This is a genomic window from Candidatus Desulfofervidus auxilii (assembly GCF_001577525.1).
GTDB lineage: Bacteria > Desulfobacterota > Desulfofervidia > Desulfofervidales > Desulfofervidaceae > Desulfofervidus > Desulfofervidus auxilii.
Genome location: NZ_CP013015.1, coordinates 1,023,259 through 1,045,671, shown reverse-complemented (window position 1 = coordinate 1,045,671; position 22,413 = coordinate 1,023,259). Strand labels below are relative to the sequence as shown.

General features: G+C 36.6%; 25 protein-coding genes. 12 read left to right on the top strand and 13 right to left on the bottom strand.

Annotated features, from left to right (window positions below; genetic code table 11):
- The first annotated feature begins 58 nt into the window (after positions 1-58).
- Genes cas6 through HS1_RS05335 form a run of 7 tightly spaced genes read left to right on the top strand, consistent with a single transcriptional unit; the run spans position 59 to position 8,409 of the window.
- On the top strand, positions 59-1,006 hold the full coding sequence (gene cas6, locus HS1_RS05365; RefSeq protein ID WP_066062004.1) for a CRISPR system precrRNA processing endoribonuclease RAMP protein Cas6: 948 nt from the start codon (positions 59-61) through the stop codon (positions 1,004-1,006).
- Complete coding sequence (cmr1, locus tag HS1_RS05360) at positions 1,007-1,897, top strand: type III-B CRISPR module RAMP protein Cmr1 (protein WP_082757642.1); 891 nt, start codon at positions 1,007-1,009, stop codon at positions 1,895-1,897.
- Positions 1,887-2,996 carry an RAMP superfamily CRISPR-associated protein gene (locus tag HS1_RS05355; RefSeq protein WP_066061998.1) on the top strand — a complete coding sequence of 370 codons (1,110 nt, stop codon included), beginning with the start codon at positions 1,887-1,889 and terminating at the stop codon, positions 2,994-2,996. Before cmr1 ends, HS1_RS05355 begins: the two co-directional genes overlap by 11 nt.
- Positions 2,989-6,045, top strand: a complete 3,057-nt coding sequence (locus tag HS1_RS05350; protein ID WP_066061995.1) for a Cas10/Cmr2 second palm domain-containing protein — start codon at positions 2,989-2,991, stop codon at positions 6,043-6,045. Before HS1_RS05355 ends, HS1_RS05350 begins: the two co-directional genes overlap by 8 nt.
- Positions 6,046-6,057: 12 nt before the next feature.
- Complete coding sequence (gene cmr4 / locus HS1_RS05345; RefSeq protein ID WP_066061992.1) at positions 6,058-6,993, top strand: type III-B CRISPR module RAMP protein Cmr4; 936 nt, start codon at positions 6,058-6,060, stop codon at positions 6,991-6,993.
- Between the two features lies 1 nt (position 6,994).
- On the top strand, positions 6,995-7,507 hold the full coding sequence (locus HS1_RS05340) for a hypothetical protein (RefSeq protein WP_066061989.1): 513 nt from the start codon (positions 6,995-6,997) through the stop codon (positions 7,505-7,507).
- The gene (locus HS1_RS05335) at positions 7,504-8,409 is read left to right on the top strand and encodes a hypothetical protein (protein ID WP_066061986.1); all 906 of its coding nucleotides are present in this window, start codon (positions 7,504-7,506) and stop codon (positions 8,407-8,409) included. Before HS1_RS05340 ends, HS1_RS05335 begins: the two co-directional genes overlap by 4 nt.
- 325 nt (positions 8,410-8,734) lie before the next feature.
- On the opposite strand, the gene HS1_RS12815 is transcribed toward HS1_RS05335, so the two are convergent.
- Positions 8,735-9,100 carry a DDE-type integrase/transposase/recombinase gene (locus tag HS1_RS12815; RefSeq protein WP_172793652.1) on the bottom strand — a complete coding sequence of 122 codons (366 nt, stop codon included), beginning with the start codon at positions 9,098-9,100 and terminating at the stop codon, positions 8,735-8,737.
- Between the two features lie 143 nt (positions 9,101-9,243).
- Entirely contained in the window at positions 9,244-9,408 is a 165-nt protein-coding gene (locus HS1_RS13100) for a hypothetical protein (protein WP_156469404.1), read from the bottom strand.
- 654 nt (positions 9,409-10,062) lie between these two features.
- Here HS1_RS13100 and cas1 point away from each other — a divergent pair.
- Together cas1 and cas2 are read left to right on the top strand one after the other, a co-directional pair.
- On the top strand, positions 10,063-10,410 hold the full coding sequence (gene cas1 / locus HS1_RS05320; RefSeq protein ID WP_082757639.1) for a CRISPR-associated endonuclease Cas1: 348 nt from the start codon (positions 10,063-10,065) through the stop codon (positions 10,408-10,410).
- Positions 10,407-10,685, top strand: a complete 279-nt coding sequence (cas2, locus tag HS1_RS05315) for a CRISPR-associated endonuclease Cas2 (protein WP_066061977.1) — start codon at positions 10,407-10,409, stop codon at positions 10,683-10,685. The genes cas1 and cas2 overlap by 4 nt, the downstream gene beginning before the upstream one ends.
- Before the next feature lie 873 nt (positions 10,686-11,558).
- On the opposite strand, the gene HS1_RS05305 is transcribed toward cas2, so the two are convergent.
- The 5 genes from HS1_RS05305 to HS1_RS05290 form a co-directional block, all read right to left on the bottom strand.
- Positions 11,559-11,960, bottom strand: a complete 402-nt coding sequence (locus HS1_RS05305) for a type II toxin-antitoxin system VapC family toxin (protein ID WP_066061972.1) — start codon at positions 11,958-11,960, stop codon at positions 11,559-11,561.
- Positions 11,938-12,186, bottom strand: coding sequence for an AbrB/MazE/SpoVT family DNA-binding domain-containing protein (locus HS1_RS05300; protein ID WP_066061969.1), 249 nt, complete (start codon positions 12,184-12,186; stop codon positions 11,938-11,940). The genes HS1_RS05305 and HS1_RS05300 overlap by 23 nt, the downstream gene beginning before the upstream one ends.
- A 1,310-nt stretch (positions 12,187-13,496) precedes the next feature.
- The gene (locus tag HS1_RS13095) at positions 13,497-13,775 is read right to left on the bottom strand and encodes a hypothetical protein (protein WP_156469403.1); all 279 of its coding nucleotides are present in this window, start codon (positions 13,773-13,775) and stop codon (positions 13,497-13,499) included.
- Positions 13,776-13,904: 129 nt separating this feature from the next.
- On the bottom strand, positions 13,905-15,059 hold the full coding sequence (gene hxsC, locus HS1_RS05295; protein WP_066061967.1) for a His-Xaa-Ser system radical SAM maturase HxsC: 1,155 nt from the start codon (positions 15,057-15,059) through the stop codon (positions 13,905-13,907).
- A complete protein-coding gene (locus HS1_RS05290) occupies positions 15,025-15,594 on the bottom strand; it encodes an SPASM domain-containing protein (RefSeq protein ID WP_066061964.1) in 570 nt (189 codons plus the stop codon). The genes hxsC and HS1_RS05290 overlap by 35 nt, the downstream gene beginning before the upstream one ends.
- Positions 15,595-15,824: 230 nt before the next feature.
- Between HS1_RS05290 and istA the strand changes: the two genes are divergently transcribed.
- Positions 15,825-17,279, top strand: a complete 1,455-nt coding sequence (gene istA / locus HS1_RS05285) for an IS21 family transposase (protein WP_066061750.1) — start codon at positions 15,825-15,827, stop codon at positions 17,277-17,279.
- Between the two features lie 159 nt (positions 17,280-17,438).
- On the top strand, positions 17,439-18,188 hold the full coding sequence (gene istB / locus HS1_RS05280) for an IS21-like element helper ATPase IstB (RefSeq protein WP_066061753.1): 750 nt from the start codon (positions 17,439-17,441) through the stop codon (positions 18,186-18,188).
- A 46-nt stretch (positions 18,189-18,234) separates the two neighbouring features.
- Here the strand turns inward: istB and HS1_RS05275 are convergent, their stop codons facing one another.
- The 6 genes from HS1_RS05275 to HS1_RS05255 all read right to left on the bottom strand — a co-directional run bounded on the left by HS1_RS05275 (position 18,235) and on the right by HS1_RS05255 (position 21,661).
- Positions 18,235-19,035 carry a radical SAM protein gene (locus tag HS1_RS05275; RefSeq protein ID WP_066061962.1) on the bottom strand — a complete coding sequence of 267 codons (801 nt, stop codon included), beginning with the start codon at positions 19,033-19,035 and terminating at the stop codon, positions 18,235-18,237.
- Positions 19,032-19,379: a His-Xaa-Ser system protein HxsD gene (hxsD, locus tag HS1_RS05270; protein ID WP_066061959.1), complete on the bottom strand. Its 348-nt coding sequence runs from the start codon at positions 19,377-19,379 to the stop codon at positions 19,032-19,034. Before hxsD ends, HS1_RS05275 begins: the two co-directional genes overlap by 4 nt.
- Before the next feature lie 150 nt (positions 19,380-19,529).
- Positions 19,530-19,958: a thermonuclease family protein gene (locus HS1_RS05265; RefSeq protein WP_172793651.1), complete on the bottom strand. Its 429-nt coding sequence runs from the start codon at positions 19,956-19,958 to the stop codon at positions 19,530-19,532.
- Between the two features lie 479 nt (positions 19,959-20,437).
- Complete coding sequence (locus tag HS1_RS13610; protein ID WP_245670030.1) at positions 20,438-20,632, bottom strand: PH domain-containing protein; 195 nt, start codon at positions 20,630-20,632, stop codon at positions 20,438-20,440.
- Positions 20,616-20,921, bottom strand: a complete 306-nt coding sequence (locus tag HS1_RS13605) for a hypothetical protein (protein WP_245670029.1) — start codon at positions 20,919-20,921, stop codon at positions 20,616-20,618. Before HS1_RS13605 ends, HS1_RS13610 begins: the two co-directional genes overlap by 17 nt.
- An 8-nt stretch (positions 20,922-20,929) precedes the next feature.
- Positions 20,930-21,661 carry a TraM recognition domain-containing protein gene (locus HS1_RS05255; protein WP_245670028.1) on the bottom strand — a complete coding sequence of 244 codons (732 nt, stop codon included), beginning with the start codon at positions 21,659-21,661 and terminating at the stop codon, positions 20,930-20,932.
- Positions 21,662-21,712: 51 nt separating this feature from the next.
- On the opposite strand from HS1_RS05255, the gene HS1_RS05250 reads away from it, so the two are divergent.
- Entirely contained in the window at positions 21,713-22,345 is a 633-nt protein-coding gene (locus HS1_RS05250; RefSeq protein WP_082757634.1) for a tyrosine-type recombinase/integrase, read from the top strand.
- The last annotated feature ends 68 nt before the right edge of the window (positions 22,346-22,413 follow it).

Genomic DNA, 22,413 nt, shown 5'->3' with positions numbered 1-22,413 from the left:
TTGACTTTTTTCCTATAAAAAGCGTATAAGATGTTTAATAAAAGTTAACTACTGATAAATGGAGCATTTTAGTTTTTCACGGTATTGTTTTGTTGTAAGAGTTAAAAGTGATCTCTATCTTCCTCCATTTAAAGGCTCTACCCTGCGCGGTGGATTCGGGCATGTATTTAGAAAGATTGTTTGTGTAAATAAAGATGGAGAGTGTAACAATTGTTTTCTTCATGAAAAATGCATCTATGCACGGGTGTTTGAATCCAGCCCCCCTTCCAGACATTTTGTCAGAAAATACAGTGCTGCCCCCCGCCCGTTTATCCTTTGCCCACCTCTTACCAAAAAGACGCATTATCAGCCAGGAGATACCCTTAGCTTTGAACTCACCTTAATTGGCCAGAGCATAGATTATTTACCTTACTTCATTTATTCCTTCATAGAACTGGGTAAAAGAGGCATTGGAAGGGAAAAGGGCAAATATGGATTAATAGAAGTAAGGCATAAGGCCCTGAATGGTGTTGAGACGGTTATTTATACTGGTCATGACCAAAGCCTAAAATCCATTCCTCTAGCCATTACCTGGAATGACATTGTTGAAAACGGCATTCCCCCTTCCCCTACCCTTACCTTATTCTTCTTGACCCCGCTACGGATCAAAGAAAAAGGAGATTTGGTTATTGATCTGACCTTTCCCACACTTATCGCCCGCCTGATAGAACGTATGAATGTCCTCTCCTACCTCTACTGCGGTGGCTCAGCACCTGAGGAAAATCAAGCCCTACTTAAAGAAGCTCAAAACATAAAGGTGAAGGCAAAGAGCCTGCGCTGGTATGATTGGGAGCGTTACTCCAATAGACAAAAGAGTCGCATGAAGATGGGTGGCCTCATTGGCACCATTACCTTTTCTGGCCACCTTAGTCCATTTATGCCTTATTTATTGCTTGGCCAGTATATTCATGTCGGCCAGGGCACCACATTTGGGTTGGGGAAGTATGAAATAGTGAGGAGGGAATAAATTACGGAATTTAAGTTAAAAACCTTAACGCCAATATGGACAGGTGGGGTAGAAGGTAAATGCGATCGGCTTCATGAAACGGGTATTATTGGTAGCTTAAGGTGGTGGTATGAGGCATTGGTGAGAGGACTTGGTGGGTATGCTTGTGATCCGACAAGTGATAAAAGGTGTCGACTAGACCAAAGGAAGTTTTTTAAGGCAATAGATGCTGGAAAGGATGCTGAGCACGCTTTGGACGAACAGATCTGTCCGGCCTGTAAACTATTTGGATGTACCGGATGGGGAAGGAAAATAAAAATAACAATAAATCATTCAAACATTCAGGATGTCAATGTGGGCTTTGAAGGGAAATTTAGTATTAAATTTGTGGAAATAAAGACATTAACAGATGAAGAAAAGTGGTTACTTGATAAAACTCTTTATTTAATCAACAAATATGGAACAATTGGAGCAAGATGTACCTTAAAACCGTCTGACAAGCCTTATTACAGAGATTACGGGATAGTTAGAGCTGAGGGAAAGCCAGACGTAGGTAAGCTAGAATCCCATTTTAGCAAAGAGCAACTTAAAAATTACCTGGCAAGGCAAAGGGAGATATTTGAAAAACAAGGATGTACAATGCCATCTGAGTGGCCTGACCTACGTTATTTTATTTTTGCTCCTGATAGTGGATTGGAGTCTGGTGAATATAGAGAAATTCAGGTTTTAGACATAGAATTCTTACATGGTGAAAAAGGTAAGGCCAACAAATTTGCCTCTTTTAAACTAAAAAAGAGGTTTTGGGGGTATACAAAAGCAGATGAATATGTGTTCAACAGAGTTTGTAAGGAACTTAAAAAAAAGGGATTAGAATTAAAATATGGTAAAGAAGTAATTGAAAATGAATTTTGAATACTATTCTCAGACTTTATCAGGGGAAATACCAAATATTAAACGAATAGAAGAACTTAAAACAAAATTAACACAACTTCAAAAAGATAATAGTGATACTACTAAAAAGGAACAAATAATAAAAAATGAAATAAATAAGATATACGATATTTTTTGTCAAAAGAATCCTACTTTATTTTTCCAGTACATGCGGGGGCAAGGAAAAGATGCTGAAGAGCTGAAGAATTTCTGGATAGGCAGTCTAAAAAACCAGCAACAAAAACTTGGAGAATTAAGAGGGAAGTTTAAGGAGATTATTGATATAGTTATTCCAAAAATTGACAAAGATTTTATTTCCATCTTGCCCAAGTACAGCTTTGCTATTCAGTTTAAATTTAAACTAGCTAAACCATATATCAGTAAAGACGACAGAGAATTCTATATTCTTGATAACCCAGTAAAAAAAGAGTGGGTGTTCAAAATACCTATGGTTTCTCCTACTACTTGGAAAGGGAATCTGCGCTGGACTATACGTAAGATTAAGGGATTAACAGATGAACCATTTGTATCAGATGATAACCAATTGGTTCGGTTATTTGGCAATGAGAGGGAAGGGGAAAACCATCAACAAGGATGTCTAATATTTTATCCCACATTTTTTTATAATATCGGTGTAGAGGTCATTAACCCTCACGATAGAAAGACAAAGGCTGGAATAAGGCCTATTTTTATTGAGGCAGTTCCTGAAAATACGGAGGGCATTTTCACTCTGGTATATGTACCGCAGTTTGAGAAGGATCTGAGTAAGGTGAGGACAAATGTCAAGGAAGATCTTGATATAATAATCAAGGCTGTAAAAGCCATGATGTTTGAATATGGATTTTCGGCCAAGAAGAGCAGTGGTTATGGAATAATTAAGGATGAATTAAGTTTTTGTCAATTTGTTATAAATGGGATGTCCTTACCTGAAAAACCAAAAAAACCAAGGGAATTAAAAAGATTAAAATCATTTAAAGAGCTCAAAAAATTTCTGGTGAGAGAGGAAGAGCTCTTCGGTTTCCAGTTTTTTGAAGAAAAAGCCAAGTTAATAATCAAGGAGCTGGAAAAATTTAATGACTGATAGCCTTAAGGAGATTGGAAAATATCGTGATTTTATCCTTTTCATGGAATTGTTGGCCCTTTTACATGATGTAGGAAAATATTATGAGGAGGTAAAAAAGAAAAATGGTAAAAGACCACTAAGACCACCTGCTTATCATAATACAATAGGCGCACTTATTTTAGGTATTGAAAAATTAAAAAATAAAGATGTTGTCATTGAAGAAAATAATAAAATATTAATGTCAAATGGAGAAAATTACGCACCTATTGATTTAAGGAGCATTCCATTTAGAATTTCATCAAAGATATTCAATGAATCTTTTAATTTCTTTGAGGAAATTATTCCAGACATATGGAAAACAGAGGAATTTCTGAATGAGACTATAGGTGAGTTTTTGATTTGCCATCATGAGCATTATGGGTATAAATCTCTTAGGGCCAAAACTAGACCCCAAAAATTGCTTTCAAAGGCGGATTCATTAGATTCAGCCGAGGATAGGGAAGGTGCTCTTGATAGAAAAAATAGGCTAAAAAGAGGAGATTTTCTCAACACCCCTTTTGGAATACTAGACAAAATCGAGTATAGATTTAAAGACGAAGAAAATATCCTAAATAGAATTGCTTCAGCATTGGAAGAGAAAAATTTTAACAAAATTTTCTCCAAAGGAAATTATGTTACTTTAAAAAACGAAATTCAAAAAGTTTGGTATGCTAGACCAGCTGACACAAGACCTCCTTTCAATGATACTACTCTATGGAATCATGCTTACATGGTTTCATCCATATTTAAATCCACAGTAGCAATTACGCTGTTAAAAGGTGAAATCATAGGACCGGGGAAAATTGCCTCTAACCTTGGTATTCTTTCTGTTCAATCACCTAACCGTCACTTTTTGACCATGGTAAATCGCCTCCCTGATTATAATGGACGTTGGGAAGTCTTCAAGCAAATAAGAAGGCAGGTTAGACACCTTATTGAATTTGAGGTACCCCTTGGAAATCTTGTTTATGAGGATATCAATGGCCAGTATTTTTTGATCCCTTACCTCGAGTTCCCGGGAGCCAAGGGACCAGATTATGGTGAAATCCGTGATAGGATTATTGAGATATATCAAGAAAAGACCGATGGTCTTTTACTGCCAAGGATAAAGATAGAAAAATGTGAGATAAAGGGAAAGATACTCCAGATTGGCAAAACAATAATCAAGCTCAAAAAGGAATACGAGTCAAACATTGATGGTATGATAGGTTGGTACTATTTTGATGAGGACTTTAGAAAACCAAAGTGGATTGAAGAGTGGAAAGGAATGGATGAAAGGGAAATCTGTCAAGTCTGCTTCAAAATGCCGGCAGAAAAACAACATTTCATTTATCATGACAGGATCTGTAGATGGTGCCAGCAAAGGAGAGAATCTCCGGCAAAGGAAGAGGAAGCTAAGTTCCTTGATGAGGTTATGGATAAAGATCAGCGTTTTGCCTTATTGGTTGGACAAATAGGGTTATTGGACCAATGGTTAAAGGGCGACTATATTTGCACTACCTTTGTCAATAAAGAAACAGGTTTAACAAAATCACCATCTCCCTCAAGAATGATGCGCATTTACCAGGAAATAGATAGGTTTGATAAAAACATTATATCCAGCATCAAGAAAAACTTCCAGCTAAAACATTTAAAGTTCCATATAGACTATTGTGATCCTACCGGGAGCAAAACTAAGAAGGATCTAGCCTATAAAATTTATCGTCATAGATTGGAAAAAAAATGGCTCAAAGAGGTTGTTAAGGAGTACCTGATTGAAAAAGGGTGTTTAAATAGTGATATCCTTAATAATACTGCTGGGAAGGTTTTTAGTGCTATCACATACAATGGCAAAAGTCCTTATTTAGACCTATTTATAAGGAATACCACGGCCGAAACCATTACCGATTATGCCAGTATCTCTGATGATAAAGCTGCTTGGTCAGCTACTGAGGCTGTTAAGCGTTATCTAAAAAAGTTTAAGGACATGATTAATTTTGAGTTTAAGACAGACATTGGTGAGATTTTAAGGTTGAAGATAACAGATTTAGAGGAGTTCAATGAAGAGGGTTTTGTTAACGGGATTAAAACAGTTTCGAAGATTAAATCAATATATTCTTTTTCTGGTGAATTTATGTATCTGGTCCCAGCCAATGAGGCCTTAAATATTGCAAATAAATTAAGGGATGAATTTAACGGAAGATATTATAAAGTTCAGGGCAGGCTGTGTCTAAATTTAGGCATAGTTTACGCCGATCATAAGTACCCGCTTTATATGGTTTTGGATGCAGGTAAGAGAATGTTGAAGGAATTTCAGGTAGCCAATGGCCTTGAAACGGAAAAAAAGTTTGGGATGACAGGTAACACAGAGGCCTACGGGATACCAGCAATTTGTAAAAAAGAAAATAATACAGTCATAGTAGACTTTAAAGAAGGTGTTTTTAAAAAAGAAGAACAACTTATCAATATTGATAACAAACTTATTAAACTTGAAGTTGGAAAAGACAAAGAAATAGATGATAAGTTTTATCCATATTTTCTACAAAAAATTAATGGGCAGGTGAAGCCCGTTTATATTGGAAAGATTCCTTTTGGCTGTGAAATCATCTTTTCCCCTGGTGTTTTTGATTTTGAATATTTGAATTCTTCCAGGGTGAGGATGAACCTGACTTTAAAAAAACAATATGGTCAGTGGCGAAAAAGGGACAGCTTATTTCCACTTATTCATACCAGGCCTTATCAAATCTGGAAAATAGAAAACATCATAAATGCTGGTAGGCAATTCAGGGACGCAAGGCCCAGTACAACTGCCCTGGAAAACTTTAGGGAGCTGTTGGCCAGGGAGATATACAACTGGTTTAAGAATAAAGAGGACTTTCCACAAAGCGAGGATAAGGAGTTGGTGAAGAGCCTGGCTCAGGTTTTAATAACCACCATGGAGGGACTAAAAAAAGAAGTTTCAGCTACGTTATTAAATTTTAGCAAAGATCTTGAGATATTTGATCTGTTAGAACTTGCACTTTTTTTAAATGCTTTTGATTTTTCCTAAGGAGGAAAGGCAATGGACATAGTAAAATACCTTGCCACAGCTTTGGATCCAATTCACATTGGCACGGGGGGATACCGGCTTGGTCGGGTGGATAACACCATTATCAGGGACTTTGATAACGTGCCCAAGATACCAGCTACAGCCATTGCAGGGGCAATTCGCTCTTATGCAGCATTATATTTTGAAAAGAGGGGATGTGCGGGCAAGGATGACATTACTGGTAAAGGGGGTAGACAATGCGGTGAAACTAATTGTCCGATTTGTGTTACCTTTGGATATAGCAAAGATACTGAGGCAAGAGTAAGCATGGTATCCTTTTCTGATGCTAGAATATTATTCTTTCCTGTTTCCACTATGATAGGGCCAGTTTGGGTAACAAGTCCAGGCAGATTAAATGAGTTTACAAACAGTCAAAATTATGAATGTGGTAGCGACGAAGAACTAAAAGTAGCAGAGAACTTTCAGGCGCCTGATGGCAGAATAAATCTGGGTTGGGTCTTGTTTAAAGTCAAAAAAGATCATTTAACGCTTTCGGATGCCGGATTTGCTCAGATTCCATCTGTCATCAAGAACAATGCCATCTGTGTTACAGACAGGATCTTTCCCTTAATTGTCAATGCTAATCTTGAGGTAAGGACTTCTGTTTCTATTGACCCATTTACGGGGGCAGCCCTAGAAGGTGCACTCTTTACTTATGAAGCAGTGCCAAGAATAACCATTTTTTGGTTTGAATGCATATATCAAGATTATAAAAATTTTGGTGACGCTAAGGGTTACATTTCAAAGGTCGGGGAGAAATTTCCAGACGTCCAAGATAACGCCATAAAAGCTGCCAAGGCCGTGGTTAGAACAGGCATGGATTGGTGTGAAGTCCTGGGGATTGGGGGCATGAATACCAGGGGATTTGGACGGTTGCGTATTAATGTGGTTAACAGTGGAGGCAAATAACATGGTTGGTCAAAATTTAGAGCGGGATTGTGCCCATTTTGGCTTTACTTTGACTGAAAAAGCAGGGGAGTTGGCATTAAAGTTATCCGAACGTGGGAAGTTATCCAAATCTGATAAGGCCAAAATCGTAAACACCATTACAAAGGCCATAGGGGTACTGAGTACAGATGGACCTTTTGCATATATAGTCTGGCTTGAGTACAGAGGTTCATTAAAACCGGCTGCCAATAGCATTGAAGAAAACACAACCCGAATAATCCACGAAAGCAGTTTTGAGTTTCTAAAACATGAAGATTTTATCGGTAAGGATGTGAATGATTATAAAAAGTTAAGGGATATTCTGATTGGTCAAGACGAAACGACAGGCATCTGTAAAGATATTTATCAAATGTTCTTTGTCAAAAGTGTGATTGAAAAGATGCTTACTTACGCCCTTTATAAGGCCAAATCCCTGCAGGTTGATGAACAGCATGTTGCTGAATCAGATATGGCCCAAGAAGTTAGGGAAGAATGAGACTGATTTGTTTAAAATATAAGGCCCTTTCTCCCCTTCATATAGGCTATGGGAGAAGACTGGGGATAATCAATCAAACCCGTTACTTCATTCCAGGTATAAACATCTGGGCTGCACTAACTGTAAACCTGGTCCAAAAACTCATGAGGACTTATAATTCTGAAGTTTACGTAAAAGCTGGCAATTTTATAAAAGAAAACTTTTTAATTACTAATTTTTACCCAGTGATTGATAACAGTGTTTGTCTTCCACAATTTAAAAAAGAGGGATTTTATTATGGTCCATATTCTAAATATGAATTTGAGTCTATCGTCTTGGACTCCTATACATCCACTGCTCTTCAGATGAAGACAGCCGAGGAGGGCTCTCTACATGAAATAGAGTTTTTGAAGAATAAAATTAAGGTCGAAAATATCTATCTTGACCTGCAATTTGAAGGCTATATTGGTATAAAAAATGACCAGGTATTACAGCAGGATCTCAAACTGCGGTATGACGATAGTAGTTTGCCTTTACTAAAGATAGCCAAGGACATTTCAATAGGTGGGGAGAAGAAGTACGGTTTTGGGAGAATAACATTGTCTCAGGATCCTTACCAAACAGAAAATTTTTGGGGAGAATTTAAAATAGAAGAAAATAAAATTACCATTCCGGAAGCCAAAGCGACTCCTTTCTACATTAAAATTACGGATAATTTTAGTAAAAAATTTACAGGTGATGTTGAGCCCTTAGTGGGCAAATTGTGGATAGAAACGTCTTATAAAAGAGGAAGTGGGCAAAAGATTGAAAGTTATGGTATTTGCGTTATCCCTGGTTCATTAATGAACGAAAATACAACACTTAACCTAAGTAATGAGTTCAGCGCATTTGGAATTGGCATTGCAGTTGTAGTTGATAAATAGCATCTAACCTTTTTAAAGAAAAGAGTTAGCCACTCCTCACATTTTTTATTTCTTTTTATCCCGTTAAACAAAGTATCTTACTTAACTTCTAATTCCAGTTATGGCATCATAGACCCCTTGATAGTCATTTAAATAGACCTCCTCATACTTCATGTCCGCCAAAGACGCTCTATGAAAATGTTATCAAAGGTTCTACCTCTACCATCCATGCTAATTTTAATACTCTCAATTTTAAGCAAAGATGTGAAATCTTGGCTTGTAAACTGAACCCCTTGATCTGTATTGAATATCTCTGGTTTTCCTTGGCAAAGTGCCTGTTTTAAGGCTACCTTGCAAAATAGTTATCAAGGATATTAGAGACTTCCCAGGACAGGACATAACGGCTAAACCAATCCATAATGGCAACTAGATATATAAATCCTCTTAGAAGACGGATATAGGTAATATCAGCACACCAGACCTGGTTGGGATGGCTGACGTTAAGACCATGGAGTAAATACGGATATTTGGTGTACTTTTCTAAATTGTGACTTAGGCGTGGTTTTGGATATATAGCATGAATCTCCATCTTGGCCATTAATCTCTCTACCCTCTTATGATTGATCTTGTGGCTTTGTTTGCACAACCAGACTGTCATACTGGGGATTCCATAGAAGGGGCACTTTGTATACTGCTCATCAATAAGCCTCATTAAGAGGAGGTTATATAGGCTTTCTTGAGTAGGCATATAGTAATAACTAGATCTGGGTATACCTAAAAGTTCACATTGTCTTATGATGCTAATTTTACAGTCCTTTCCATCTATGAGACATTGTCTATCTCTTATGGGATACTCTAAAATTTTTTAAGCCAATCAATCTCTATCTCCAGTTGACCTATTTTTTGATACAAAGATGCAATGAGTTTTTCATATTCCCTCTCTTTTTTCCTAACACTATTTCCATTGGAAAAGATACTTGGTGGTTCATCTAAGAGTTGTCTCTTCCACTTAGTAATCATATTAGGGTGTAGCCCATATTCTGTTGCGATTTCATTAACCGTTTTTTTGCCCTTTTACCAATTCTAGGGCTATTTTTACCTTAAAGGCTGGATCATAATTTCTTTTCTGATTGATCATCTTTATCCCCCTTTATAAGCTTAACATATTGTCCAAAATTTGGGGGAAATTATACTCCTTAAGATAAGGGGCAAGCCTCTTTCCACAGATACGGCCACAGATTATCCATATGCCTTTAAGGGCAGTGAAAACCCTATAATCATATATCCTCTTTCTTTTTCTCTTCTTTGTTATAGCTGGTGTCAACTCTATTGCCCAATTTCTTAATACATATGAGCCATAACAAGCATCATCCCTTTCTCCCTTTTCCTTGTCTTCTTATATCTTTTTGCTATTTCTTTACTAACTGCCTTTTTCTCCTTCATGGTTAAACCCATAGGCTGCCTCCTTATCTTTTTTTATAGAAGACAGCCAAAATTTCATATAGATTTTAGATGAGGCAATTCGCTGCCTTTACATCCTCTACTGTCTGTGCTAAGCTCTCTAAGATCTTCATGGCTTATCCTCCTTTCTTTATTTATTTTTGCTAGTTATTTAGGAGGATAAGCCCCTAATAATTTAATTGCAAGTGATTTTCCACACAGCCTGCTCCTTATATCGGCTTCTTCCACAAACCACGCTATGGGCGTTCTTCCCTGGCAGCTGATTTGGTGGAAGAATTTCGCAGCCCAGTGGTTGACCGTCTTACCCTAAGATTAATTAACAATCGCATCTTAACCAATAATGATTTTTATCTCCACCAACCTTCTGGTTCAATGCGTTTAAAACATGAATCGCTAAAACGCTATTTTCCTGAATATGAAAAGGCAGTCAATAATGAATTCACTCATCCTCAAACTGGAGAAAAAATAGCTTTTCGCCGCCTTTTTCGCATTCAGGCCCAAAAATTAGCTCAAGCTATTATACAAAACACTCAATATATACCCTTTCATTATGATAGATGATGTTATATGTAATTTCTTATGATATTCCTGATGATGAAAGAAGACTTAAGGTAGCAAAAATTCTCCTTGACTTTGGGCGCAGAGTGCAGTATTCTGTGTTTGAAGCACATTTGGACTGGAGCTCTTTGGAAAATTTAAAAGAGAGACTGCAAAAGGTTATTTCCCAGGCTGAGGACAGTATTCGTATTTATCGGATATGTGGTGAGTGTAAAAAGTTCATTGTCATCCTGGGAGAGGGAATGGTTACACAAGAGCCAGATGTTTACGTTATCTAAAAATGGAGTAGAATTTTTAAGCAGGCCTCAGAATGGGGAAGGTTAGTATTGGTTGTAAGTACCGATAAAGAGGTTGAAAAATAGAGACAAGCAGGTTTCACTGGTCTAGTCAGAAGGGGTTAGAAAGAGAGGTTAGTATTTTGGAGTTTAAAAAGGCACAAGTTTCCTGCATTAAAAACAGGAACTGTGTGAAAACAGGTAAGAGCTTGAGGGCGATTGCGACTCTATCGGAGGAAGATGAATCTCAAGTTCTCCGACTTTATAAGTGTGAAAACAGGTAAGAGCTTGAGGGCGATTGCGACGGAATCAGTACATTCATTTCATTCTGTACATTCCCCCTGTACGTGTGAAAACAGGTAAGAGCTTGAGGGCGATTGCGGAAATTTGGGAATGAGGGCTGGAGAATGCAGAATAAAAAATTCTGCACTTCGATTACTTTGGATGGCTAAAAGGAAGGTCCATAGTAAAGTTTTCATTGAAAAATCTATAAAGAAATCAAACCACCAGGGTTGACTCTATTGTTTTGATACCATGACGGCTGATTCAATTGGATTTCCGAAATGCCTCTTCTATTTCTTGCCCTGTCCCACTAGAAGGAAAGAACAGGTTTTTGTATCTAGTGAGCCTTTTGATATATTGAAACTCCTTTGTAGAATTCTTACCATTTCACTACGCAGAAAGCCTCGCCCTTTAGGACGGAGAGGATATCAGGAGAGAAAAAAAATTGTGCAGGCAGAGAGAAAAAGTCCTGAGAGTGAAAAAATACCGGATTTTTATTTAGGATTCTTTCCTCAGAAAAGCCCGTCTGCTCACCGTCATAAGAAATAGAGCGAAAATAAAAGCAACTTTCCCAAAATTTCAGCATTTCCTCTATCACAACCACTCTATAGCAATAAGACCTTCCACAGACTTAAATTCAGGATCTCCTGTAATCACACACCCCTCAACTCTCCTGGCTAAAGCTACACAAAAAGCATCAGCAAAGGCTACAGGGTATTCAGCCTTAATCTCCGCTGCTTCCTTAACTATCTGATCATCCACTGGGAGTATCTCAATAGGAAGCTGCTCAAGCAAGACCAAAGCCTCTTCAGCCTTGACTTTTCCAACCCGCCTTCTGATTATGTAATAAAATTCACCCCAGTTTATTCTGGATAAAAGACCTTTTTTATCTTCAGAAACTAGCCTTCTTAAAATATCTTTAACTTTTTCCCACCCTTCCTCTTTATGAAAGAAGGATAAAAGGGCAAAACTATCAAAGACGATCGGCTTTTTCATTCTTTAACTCTTTCTGGTGCTCTTTAAGAAGATCCTCCGTAAGGGAAAACTCCCCCTTTAAAAAACCGCAGGCAGCTTCAATGGGATCCTCTGGAACTGGTTTGACTATAAGTTTTCCTGCATCTTCCATAAGCTGAACTTTGCTTCCTGGTTTTACTCCATATCGCTTTCTAAGTTTTTTGGGAATCAAAATATAACCTTTTGGGGAAACTCGAACTAATATCATTAAAATTCTCCTTTTTGAAAAAAGTATAATTTTAATCCTGAAAGTTGTCAATTTCTAAAAAAGTTATCTTTTAAAGCAAATCACAAGAAAGTTTATCGGATTTGGAAACCTGCCCGACGGCAGGCGGGAAAGAGAGGTTTAATAGATATACTTTCTTTAAGAGCAAAAGGCAATGTAATAGATGTTTATTCTAGAAAGGCATTTGAGCCTGTAGTTGGCTTTAGTATTAGTGGCAAAGTTGTATCTAAGCATCTTGAAAGGCTTTTTAGACTATATGGGGCACCCCAGATAATAAGACGTGATGATGGGCCTGAATTTAAGTCCAAATGTTTTCAAGCCTTCATGGCCATAGACTAACAAATCAAGTTTTTTACTACGGTTAACGTTTTTGACTTGAAACGGTTTCCATTGAGGCTGATTTTTATTTTTCTTTTCATCAAAAACTTGGAAACCTAAACTGCTAAGCCAATCTTAAACATACTTTACAGACAGAAAATCATAATTTTTTGATAGATATTTTGCTCTTTTTTAAGTTATCAGTGCTTCTTAAGCTAGATAAAAAGAGGTATTCCACTTATTGAAATCCAGAGATTCTTAATTTATCAATTCTTTTAAAGATTAACCTCTAAATTTTGGGGAATGTCTGAACATTTTAGGCTTGACATTTACTACGGTATCTGACCCGTTCTTATCTGAAGCTTTACAGGTAAATACCAATTCTGACAGGGCCTTCTAAATTGACTCTTGAACCTTATTTATCATTCGGTCGTAAAAAGTCGGGCACCCTTTCTGAAAAAGTTTGTGTTCGCCAAGAAGCAACAAGGTCACCACCCGCACATAAAAGATACCAGAGAGTTCTTACTCGACCTCGAGGTATCGGCAGTGAGCTGTTAGCAAATGTATTGATAGCCTTTCAAAGAATTACTTTTCCCATTTGTAAAACATGTTGGGATGAATACCGTATTTTCGCATAATTCTGACACAGGCACCTGATTCTTTTAGTGTTCCCTCAAAATTTCAACCTTTTTCTCTGAACTGTAGTGTCTCCTTTGTTTAGCCATCTCTCCCTCCTTTTCTTTTCCACCTTAACTCAGATAGCTCGTTTGTCCAGTTCCAACTGAAGCAGAACAGCCTTTTACTTTTATAGGTACGTAAAATGGAAAACTTCAAACTTGAACTGTTAACGCGGCCGGTTGGCAACCCGGGAGATTGGAAACATGGTTATCGCTTCCGAAAAATCACCAAATTAGGACGCAAGCAAATCTAAGTTTAGAAATTTGTTGCCTACTTTTAAGAAAAATTCACAGCATTTAATATCCGGAATAGTGCGAATAGTGCGAATGATGTGAATAATGTGAATAATGTGAGCTATGCGAGTAGTGTGAATAATGCCACGCGTAGACATTGTTACCAAGTTGAGAGTTAAATACACTTGCATGCTCAAGATAGAGAGGAGAGTTTTCTGTTACTTGGTGTATTGACTCAGTTTTTTGTTTAGAAATGTTTGCATCAACACCTGTAGTAGAAATACCTAAAATTGCAACAACACCTCCAATAAACAAACTCACTTTTTTTAGGAACTTTTTCATTTTTTTCTCCTCTCTTACTACTTTAACCCAATATCATAAGTTTAAAAACTTGTCAATAAAAACTTGTGATTAAAAAAGAATTAGGTGTTATTGTTTTAAACTTACCTGCCAAAAAGCTCCTTTTCGCAGTTAACGACTTTGAATTGGTTTTATATTTGGGCTCTGAAACTTTCCTGATGTGGTAAATATGCCACAACATTCATTTTTTTTCACACAATAATTACATTTAGGGAGATAATCATTTTTCCAGTTTGAAATTGACCGACAGGTAAAACGCCAAATTTTTTGAGGAATTAGACACAAGGGTAGGTTATAAATAGAGACATTCAAAGCTCTTCTGTTTAAGAAGAGCACAGCACTCTGGAGTTCTTCTCTATACTCGTATGGATCAATCCAGATTTTTTTAAAATTCTTTCTAGCAAGTCCTGTTATTTCAAGTCCCATGAAAGCTATATGTAGAACAAAAGGAAAATTTCGGTATATAAAATTTGATATTTGTGGAAGTCTCTTGTAATTTAGTTTGTGGATTACTATCCTAATTTCTAGTTTTTGACGAAATAGAGCAAGGTTACGTATACCTCGAATAGTATCAGAAAATGCTCCTTTTGCTCCAGCAATATAATCATGCTCAGTATCTGTATCTGCATGAAGTGAAATACATATTAACAATTTTGGGTGTGCTATTCCAACTAATTTCTTAGCAAATTTAAAATCACTAAATTTTCTTCCATTAGTGAGAATGGTTAAATTAGCTTTTGGAAATCTATTTTTACATAATTCAACAAGTTGAAAAAACCTATCTCCAAGCAGTGTTGGTTCGCCGCCCGTAATGCAAATGTGAAATGTTTTATTTGGATCTAAAAGTTTTAATAATTTTAAATTTAGTCTATACTTCTTATCTTTATCTAAATCTTTTTTAGGAGGTTGGGGGCACATCAGGCATCTACAGTTACATTCTTCGGTAGCAAGAATGCAATTTTGATTTGATTTTACATCCCAAATAATATTTATTTTTCCATCGGGTTCGATAAGAACAACATCGCCCTCATTTAGCTTCAAAATATCTTCATTAGAAACGCCACATATAACCCGAAGTTTATTAAAGAAACTTCTATGAAATTTTTCTTGAGAAGTTATTATAACAGAATAGCCAAAATTTAGTCCCCTAAACTCATGAGTTACTAGAATGGTATTAACTCTTTGCAACAACGATTTCTTTTCTTTTGTTATCCTTCCAATAATCGGATGCTTAATATTGATTGGAATACCTTGAAAAACTTTCACCACGAATTTCCTTAAGATCTCTTTTAGTTATCCAAGACCAGAGAACATCTTGTACATCTTCATCATTATCTTTTATAATCTCAAAAAGAAATTTGATTATTTCTTTATTTTTCTCACAAAAATCACTTGTTGGTCTATGTCCGACTATATCTTTTGTTTCCAAATAATTTCTAATTGGATCTGCCCCGCAATAAATTTGAAAAGCACAAGTGGCACATCCAGGCATTGTTTCAACACACGATTTTTCAACAATTTCAGTCATAACTTTACCGTGAAATATTTCATAATAGGTATCCTTAAAAACATTTCCCATTAAAAATCTTTTATCTCCCATTTTTGCAAGCATGCGAGCTTCATCTGAAGGATAAACATCTCCATTGTAATCGTATATTACACCACAAATTCCAGCCCCAGAAGGTGACTGTAAGTCTACAAAACCAGTTGGGAAATGAGTCAAAATTCTAGATAATAATAAAGTCGAGTAATATTCTACAAACCTAATACCTTTTAGGTTCAGTCTTATTATATATTTCAAACCTTCCTTAAATGATTTGACAAATTCTTCTATTGGATAATGAAGACTTTCATTCTTAGCAGCTAAGCCATAAGGGTTTAAGGCTCTAAAGAAAACTCCATCAAAACCAAGCTTTATATATTCATATTAATTCCCACTTAAAACTGACCCCTTTTTCCCACTTAAAATTGACCCCCTCCAAGAAAAGATATAGGTCCTCCACATGGATTTTATGATGGAGGAGAAAGGAGATGATTTCTATGGAGGCGTGGGTAACTATCAGGTATTTAAGGGCTCAGGGAAGATCTATAAAGGGCATTGCTCGGGAGTTAGGTATTTCTAAAAACACTGTAAGGAGGGCTTTAAAGGCAAATAAACCACCTCACTATCAAAGACCTCCAAGAGATAATCCTCAGTTAATTAAACTTAAGGAGCAAATTGAAGAGATGCTTTTTGAAAAGGAATTTATAGGCACAAGAATTTTAAAAGAGATACAGCAAATAGGCTACACAGGTTCTAAATCTGCTTTTTATAGATTTCTCTCAAAGTTAAAGGCAGAAAAAGGCAATGGGAAGGCAGTAGAGCGATTTGAGACCCCTCCTGGTCATCAGGCCCAGTTTGATTGGTCTGCTTATACAGTGATGATTGGAGGGAAGTTAAAAAGAGTGATTATATTTTCTTTTATTCTCTCCTATAGCCGAAGAAAACACTTTTTTGCTTCTTTAAGGGAAGACCAGCTCTCTTGTTTTGAGGCATTAGAAGATAGTTTTCACCACTTTGGTGGTGTACCAAAAGAGATACTAGTAGATAATGCGGCTCAGTTTGTAATTTCAAGGGTAGGGCATATAATAAAGTGGAATCCTCGTTTTCTTGAGTTTTGCGGTCATTATAGAATAAAGCCAGTTGCTTGTAAGGTAAAAAGGCCTAAGACAAAGGGTAAAGTAGAAAGGCCATTTTATCCTCTTGAGCAGCATTTTATAAAAGGAAGGGAATTTGAAAGCTTTGAAGAATTTATTAAAAAGCTTCATGAGTATGAAAGAGAGCTTGATTATGTTACTCACTCTACCATAAGCCTTAGACCCATTGATAGATTTTTAAAAGAAAGCTCATTTCTCATTCCCTTACCAGAGACTCCTTTTATAAGCACAAAGGAGATATTTAGGAAGGTAACCTCTGATTGTCTTATCTCTTATGATGGCAATAGATATAGTGTTCCCTGGCCTTATGCAGGAAAGCATGTGTGGATAAGGGTATCTCAGGGCAGATATCTTAAAGTATTTTCTCAAAAAGGGGTGCTTATTGCTACTCATACTATAAGTGAAAACAAAGGGATGAGTATTATCAATCAAAAACATTATGAAGGTTTAAGAAAGAGGCTCCCCAGGACAAAGAAGCTACTTGAAGAGGCATTTTTAGAAAAGTTTTCTGAAGCAAGGTCATTTTTAGAAGGACTTGTTGTGCAACAGAAATTTAATGCAAGCTATCATTTAAGAGAGATTTTAAAACTGGCAGAGGTTTATAAAAAAGAAGACATGCACAAGGCATTCTCCTTGGCCATAAGCTATAATACATACTCTGTTAATTTCATAAGGGGTATTTTAGAAAAAGAAGGAGAACTAGAGGAACAAAGACCTACCTTTACTTTAAGGCCGCTACCCAGACTTAAGATAAAAAGGGAATTGGGTTTTTATAATCAATTTCTTTAAAGGAGGAGCAAATTGATTTTGCCTTGCTTTCTAACTTTAACATTTAAAAGCATCATGCGGAGTGGTGTCAAGGCTGGCGGAGCCACCTGAAAGGCTTGGCCTTGACACCATAAACGGAGCATGATGCTAGGCTAAAAATCAGTTAGAAGGAGGTAAACAATGGAAACAGAAAGAATAAAAGAACAACTTAAAAGACTCTCACTCTATCGTATAGCAGAGATATTTGAAGAAGAAGCAGCAAAGGCTTCAAAGGTAAAAACAAGTTATATTGGATTTTTGGCCCGGCTTGTGGAAGAAGAAGTTTTGGCAAAGACAGATCGTTCTATCAATGCAAGGATAGCTAAGGCAAAATTTCCACAAATAAAGACCATAGAGGGATTTGACTTTTCCTTTCAACCTTCTATTCCAGAGGCCTTCATTAAAGAATTGGCAGAATTAAGTTTTATAGGAAAGGCAGAAAATGTGCTTTTTCTTGGTCCCCCTGGAGTAGGAAAGACTCATCTATCTATTGCCTTGGGTCTTAAGGCTTGTGAGAAAAGGAAAAGAGTACTTTTTACCTACGCCAATGAACTTATTGAGCAACTTATGGCTGCTAGAGTAAATGGTTCATTTGGGAAGAAGCTTCAAATTTTAGGTCGTCTTGAACTGCTTATTATAGATGAACTTGGTTATTTACCCATAAACAAGGAAGGGGCTAATCTATTTTTTCAGCTTATTAGTAAGAGGTATGAAAAGGGGTCTATTATAATCAGCTCAAACAAACCTTTTGAAGAATGGGGAGAAATATTTTGTGATGATGTAATTGCCTCAGCGATACTTGACAGGCTTTTGCATCATAGTCATATTATTGCCATTAATGGCCCTAGTTATAGAACAAAGGAGAAAATGGGAGCTACGAGTAATAACTAAGGGGGGTCAAAATTAAGTGGGAAAGGGGGTCAATTTTCAACGGGAATTAACATTCATCAACGACATCAGTTATTCTATATAAATTATCTTTTGTGGTGGTCATAAGAGCAGATACTTTATCAGGTCCTAAAATGTTTCTGGTAAGCTCTAATTTTTTAATAAACAAATCATAACTACTACCACCTGTCCTGAGTAATCTATTTTTGTCATGAATACTTTTAGGCCCATCTAAAGATGTGGATATATAGACATTATGAAATTTCAAATAATCAAGTTTATTTCTATCAATCAGAGTAAGATTAGTAGAGACAACAAATTCGAGAGCTTTTCTACTTTTCTTATTTTTTTGTTCAGCATATTCAATAGTTTCTTTTACAGTTTCCCAATTTAATAAAGGTTCTCCTCCTTGAAATTCAATTTTGATTTCATCTGAAGGAGAACAAAATATATAATCGACTATTCTTCTAGCTGTTTCTGGTGACATATCCCATCTGTACGAACCAGAGTCTTCGCTCGATACCTGACAATATCTACATTTATGATTACATCTATACGTAATTACCATCATATGAAGAGAAGTAAATTGGTTTAAAAATCTTTTTCTTGTCCTATATTTTGTAGATAAAAGGTCTATTACTTCTGCAATATTTGTGTCAATTAAAAAATGATTTGATTTTAAGTCTAGAAAAACGTCATTCTTTTTGGGGAGTCCATATCCAATGAATTTGTCAAAATCATCAATGCTTATAAAATAAAAATCCCCAGCTTCATTAACAAGCAGTAATTCATGGTCATTAAATCTCACATGCTTGAAAGGAAGGATTTGGTAAGGATATTTGTTACTCATTCAATTTCGATTTTATCTTTCAGATTAGAAATTGGTAAAAATGCGTGTCTTACTATTAGTTCTCTTATGTTGCCATACCTTTTTTCTAGATCAAGACGAATTTGTTGGTCTAGCACTTCATTGCAGTAATCCTCGGCAATTTTTTCTAAATCAACATCTTTTGGGTCGGATTTAGGCTTAAAATAAACACCGATTGAAAATGGATCTATAGGTTCGATTAATATTACACACTTGTCTGTAAACTTATAAGCAGCTGAAAAAACTGCATCTTTTTCATAAAGTTCTTTTTTTAGCACAATCAAAAGTTTATTGTCTTCAATTTTAATGATAATATCCTTGATCATATTCCTCTAACAGCTGGGTATTATAATTATCAATACCTCAATTTTTTGATTTTCTTCTATTTATGCTTTAATATAGCGTTTTGTTAACCGAGCGTCAATTTTTTATGTATGTATGAATTGCTTTTATCTTGTTCCCAATTAGTAATTTCCCTATCTGCATAAACATTCCATCACCTTATAGTTCCCCTCCCACAGCCCCCGCCTGTTTTCCTTTACCTCTTCAAGCAGCTGGTTAAGCCTGAACCACTCATCCCAGGGTAACTCCCTGCTTTTGTGGCCGCGGTATTTGTAAACGCACGCATAACCATCGGCCACAATGCGCTCGTTGTAGCAGGTGCCGTCAGGGAGGTATATCAAAGTCAGGGCCCTACCGTAGTATCCACGATCGTAGATGACCAATTTGACCTTCTGGCCTCTGTGCAAGAGAGTCTTTGCATAGTGCGTGACCATCTGGCCTAAGCTTTTCATGTAGCCCAGACTAACCTGACATTCTGCTGCTTCACATTCAAGCTTTTTGCTGCTGAATTTTTCTGGGGTGTCTATTCCAATAAGACGTAACTTGACTTTTTCTCTGTTCATTAAAACCCAGATGGTGTCGCCGTCTGAAATTTTAAGAATAGTCGCGACATGACGTTGCTGGGCATGGATAAAAGCAGGAAGCAGACTAATTGTGAAAACAAGTAGTGCTATTAAGCTAACTTTTCTGGATGTCATGTTCATGTCGCACAACGGTCATATCTGAACAGTTCAGATATACCACCAGATTTAGGAAATATACGAACTGTTCGCATATACATCCTTCTGGGGATGACCGCTGCTGTATTATTTTAGTTATGTTTCATTCCCTACTAAGGGGCTATTTTATCACCTATGTCATCTGATTTCAATTTTATGAAAAACAAACTGGTCATTGAAAATTCCCTCATTTTTATTTAACTCTAGTACATATTAGCCACTAAGAAGGCCAATACTTAAAAGGCCATGAAATTTTAGGCAACCAGAAGAAGTTTGGTAAATTAAATTTTTGAAATCTTATCCGGCTCAGCATCAAAAAGCAGCTAGTGTTTATTTTTTAGTAGAGCAATTTTTTCTTCTATCTTCCACTTAATCTTTTTTGGCCCTGGCATCCCCTTAGACTCCATCCTTCCATAGGGCCCGGCTGACTCAATAATAAGGTCACCAAAGCCAAAGATCCTTCCAAATATCCCATATTTGCAGGTAATATCTTCAATATCTTTAAGCCAGATGGACATAAAAAGCTTCCCAATAATTTCCCCTTTCCTTAATTATCCTTAAATTTGTCAGATAAAGCCGATTAAATCTCCAATCAAGGTAAATAGTAGAGATAATCCAGATAAAGGTAAATGAGATAAATAGGTAGCAGATACCCTCAATTTGTCTTTCAAATAACAAAGGGCAGATAATAAAGAAATAAAATAGCCAAAAAAGAAAAAGCACTAATATAGGCAAAAAGGCAAGCAGCCAGTGAGGGCTTGTCTTAAGGATAATCTTTTCACCTTTTAGTAAAGGAATCCCTGGCATAGATGAGTTTAAGAAAATGAATCTTTTTGGCCTATAATTAGTTTGGAATGCCTTCTTAAATAAATATCCCTTTCTACCTCTTCTTTTGGCCTTCCATATCTAACCCTTGATCTTTTAATAATCTCCCATTTAAAATGGGCCTTCTTTCCTGGTAAGGGAAGGGTAGTGGCAGAGAATGCTTGAGATGTAACCCCATTTATCATAAGTTTTAAATAGATGTGATAATTTGGAAGGTTGATAAAATTAGTCTCACTAAAGGTAGGATAAAACTCCCTGGCCAGATACTTAGCATCCTTTGCCCCTATCCTAAATGAGATAATAGTGCCTACGTTTCCAAATATGGCCTCCCTTATATTCTCATCTAATTGATCAATGTATTGATGGGAAAGAATTAGACAAAGGCCATATTTTCTTGCCTCAGAAAGAATATTGGTAAATGAAAGGGTCAAAAAGTTTTGAAACTCATCTACATAGAGGTAAAATGGCCTCCTTTCCTCTTCCCCCTTATCTACCCTAGAGAGGGCAGAGAGTTCAATCTGGGTAATAAGCATTGAGCCTAAAAGCCTTGATGTATTCTCACCAATCTTTCCCTTTGAAAGATTTGCAATAAAGCCCAAAATCCGCGATTGATTTTTTATTCTAACATCTCCGCTCACAGACCTGTCTGTCCCTGCCCGACGGCCATGTCTGCCGACAGGCAGGCAGGCGGGGTGGTGAACACTTACAAAAATGCAATGCAATATAAAGAAAATTATTTACAAATCTTAATGAGCATGATAATTGTTTAAATAATGAAGCAGTCAATAAAAATCAGTAAGAATCCATCGGGCAGGATAACTGTGGCCTTTTCATATAACCCCACTCATGTTGCAAAGGTAAAAACCATTGAGGGTTACAAATGGCATCTAAAAGAAAAATACTGGAGTTTCCCATATTCAGATGGGGTTATCGATAGAATTCTATCTATCTTTAAAGGCGAAAAAACCGAGCTTGATCCTACCCTGCAAGTTACCAAAAAGAGACTGAAAACAGAAATCAATTTTGAAGACTTGAGGAGAAAACTCACCTTAGCCGCCCTGGAAATGTTGAGAGAGTATTGGAAAAAGTTTGAACCTTCCTCTAAGTGGTTATTTCCTGGTAATAGGTCAAATCAACACCTTCATTCTAGAAGTGTCCAGAAGATTTTTACCAATGCCTGCAAGAAAGCAGGGATAACAAAGGAGGTCTCGGTTCACTCTTTGAGACACAGCTTTGCTACGCATCTATTGGAAAGCGGAGTCGATCTCCGATATATCCAGGAAATTCTGGGTCACAAAAGCAATAAAACAACCGAGATTTATACTCATGTCTCAACTAAGAACCTTTCAAATATCAGAAATCCTCTGGATAACATCTTAGATAAAAAAAGAGGTGATGAGTCATGAAAGTTCAATCTCATCCATGGGAGGTATATCTGAACCAGTTCAGAAATAAACAAGTTAGCCGCCATTTT

Excerpts from the sequence above, each read along its gene's own strand:
- cas6 (WP_066062004.1), top strand. The coding sequence starts at position 59 with ATGGAGCATTTTAGTTTTTCACGGTATTGTTTTGTTGTAAGAGTTAAA.
- HS1_RS05355 (WP_066061998.1), top strand. The coding sequence starts at position 1,887 with ATGAATTTTGAATACTATTCTCAGACTTTATCAGGGGAAATACCAAAT.
- HS1_RS05350 (WP_066061995.1), top strand. The coding sequence starts at position 2,989 with ATGACTGATAGCCTTAAGGAGATTGGAAAATATCGTGATTTTATCCTT.
- cmr4 (WP_066061992.1), top strand. The coding sequence starts at position 6,058 with ATGGACATAGTAAAATACCTTGCCACAGCTTTGGATCCAATTCACATT.
- HS1_RS05340 (WP_066061989.1), top strand. The coding sequence starts at position 6,995 with ATGGTTGGTCAAAATTTAGAGCGGGATTGTGCCCATTTTGGCTTTACT.
- HS1_RS05335 (WP_066061986.1), top strand. The coding sequence starts at position 7,504 with ATGAGACTGATTTGTTTAAAATATAAGGCCCTTTCTCCCCTTCATATA.
- HS1_RS12815 (WP_172793652.1), bottom strand. The coding sequence starts at position 9,100 with ATGAGGCTTATTGATGAGCAGTATACAAAGTGCCCCTTCTATGGAATC.
- HS1_RS13100 (WP_156469404.1), bottom strand. The coding sequence starts at position 9,408 with ATGATTACTAAGTGGAAGAGACAACTCTTAGATGAACCACCAAGTATC.
- cas2 (WP_066061977.1), top strand. The coding sequence starts at position 10,407 with ATGATGTTATATGTAATTTCTTATGATATTCCTGATGATGAAAGAAGA.
- HS1_RS05305 (WP_066061972.1), bottom strand. The coding sequence starts at position 11,960 with ATGAAAAAGCCGATCGTCTTTGATAGTTTTGCCCTTTTATCCTTCTTT.
- HS1_RS05300 (WP_066061969.1), bottom strand. The coding sequence starts at position 12,186 with ATGATATTAGTTCGAGTTTCCCCAAAAGGTTATATTTTGATTCCCAAA.
- HS1_RS13095 (WP_156469403.1), bottom strand. The coding sequence starts at position 13,775 with ATGAAAAAGTTCCTAAAAAAAGTGAGTTTGTTTATTGGAGGTGTTGTT.
- istA (WP_066061750.1), top strand. The coding sequence starts at position 15,825 with ATGATTTCTATGGAGGCGTGGGTAACTATCAGGTATTTAAGGGCTCAG.
- istB (WP_066061753.1), top strand. The coding sequence starts at position 17,439 with ATGGAAACAGAAAGAATAAAAGAACAACTTAAAAGACTCTCACTCTAT.
- HS1_RS05275 (WP_066061962.1), bottom strand. The coding sequence starts at position 19,035 with ATGAGTAACAAATATCCTTACCAAATCCTTCCTTTCAAGCATGTGAGA.
- hxsD (WP_066061959.1), bottom strand. The coding sequence starts at position 19,379 with ATGATCAAGGATATTATCATTAAAATTGAAGACAATAAACTTTTGATT.
- HS1_RS05265 (WP_172793651.1), bottom strand. The coding sequence starts at position 19,958 with ATGAACAGAGAAAAAGTCAAGTTACGTCTTATTGGAATAGACACCCCA.
- HS1_RS13610 (WP_245670030.1), bottom strand. The coding sequence starts at position 20,632 with ATGTCCATCTGGCTTAAAGATATTGAAGATATTACCTGCAAATATGGG.
- HS1_RS13605 (WP_245670029.1), bottom strand. The coding sequence starts at position 20,921 with ATGCCAGGGATTCCTTTACTAAAAGGTGAAAAGATTATCCTTAAGACA.
- HS1_RS05250 (WP_082757634.1), top strand. The coding sequence starts at position 21,713 with ATGAAGCAGTCAATAAAAATCAGTAAGAATCCATCGGGCAGGATAACT.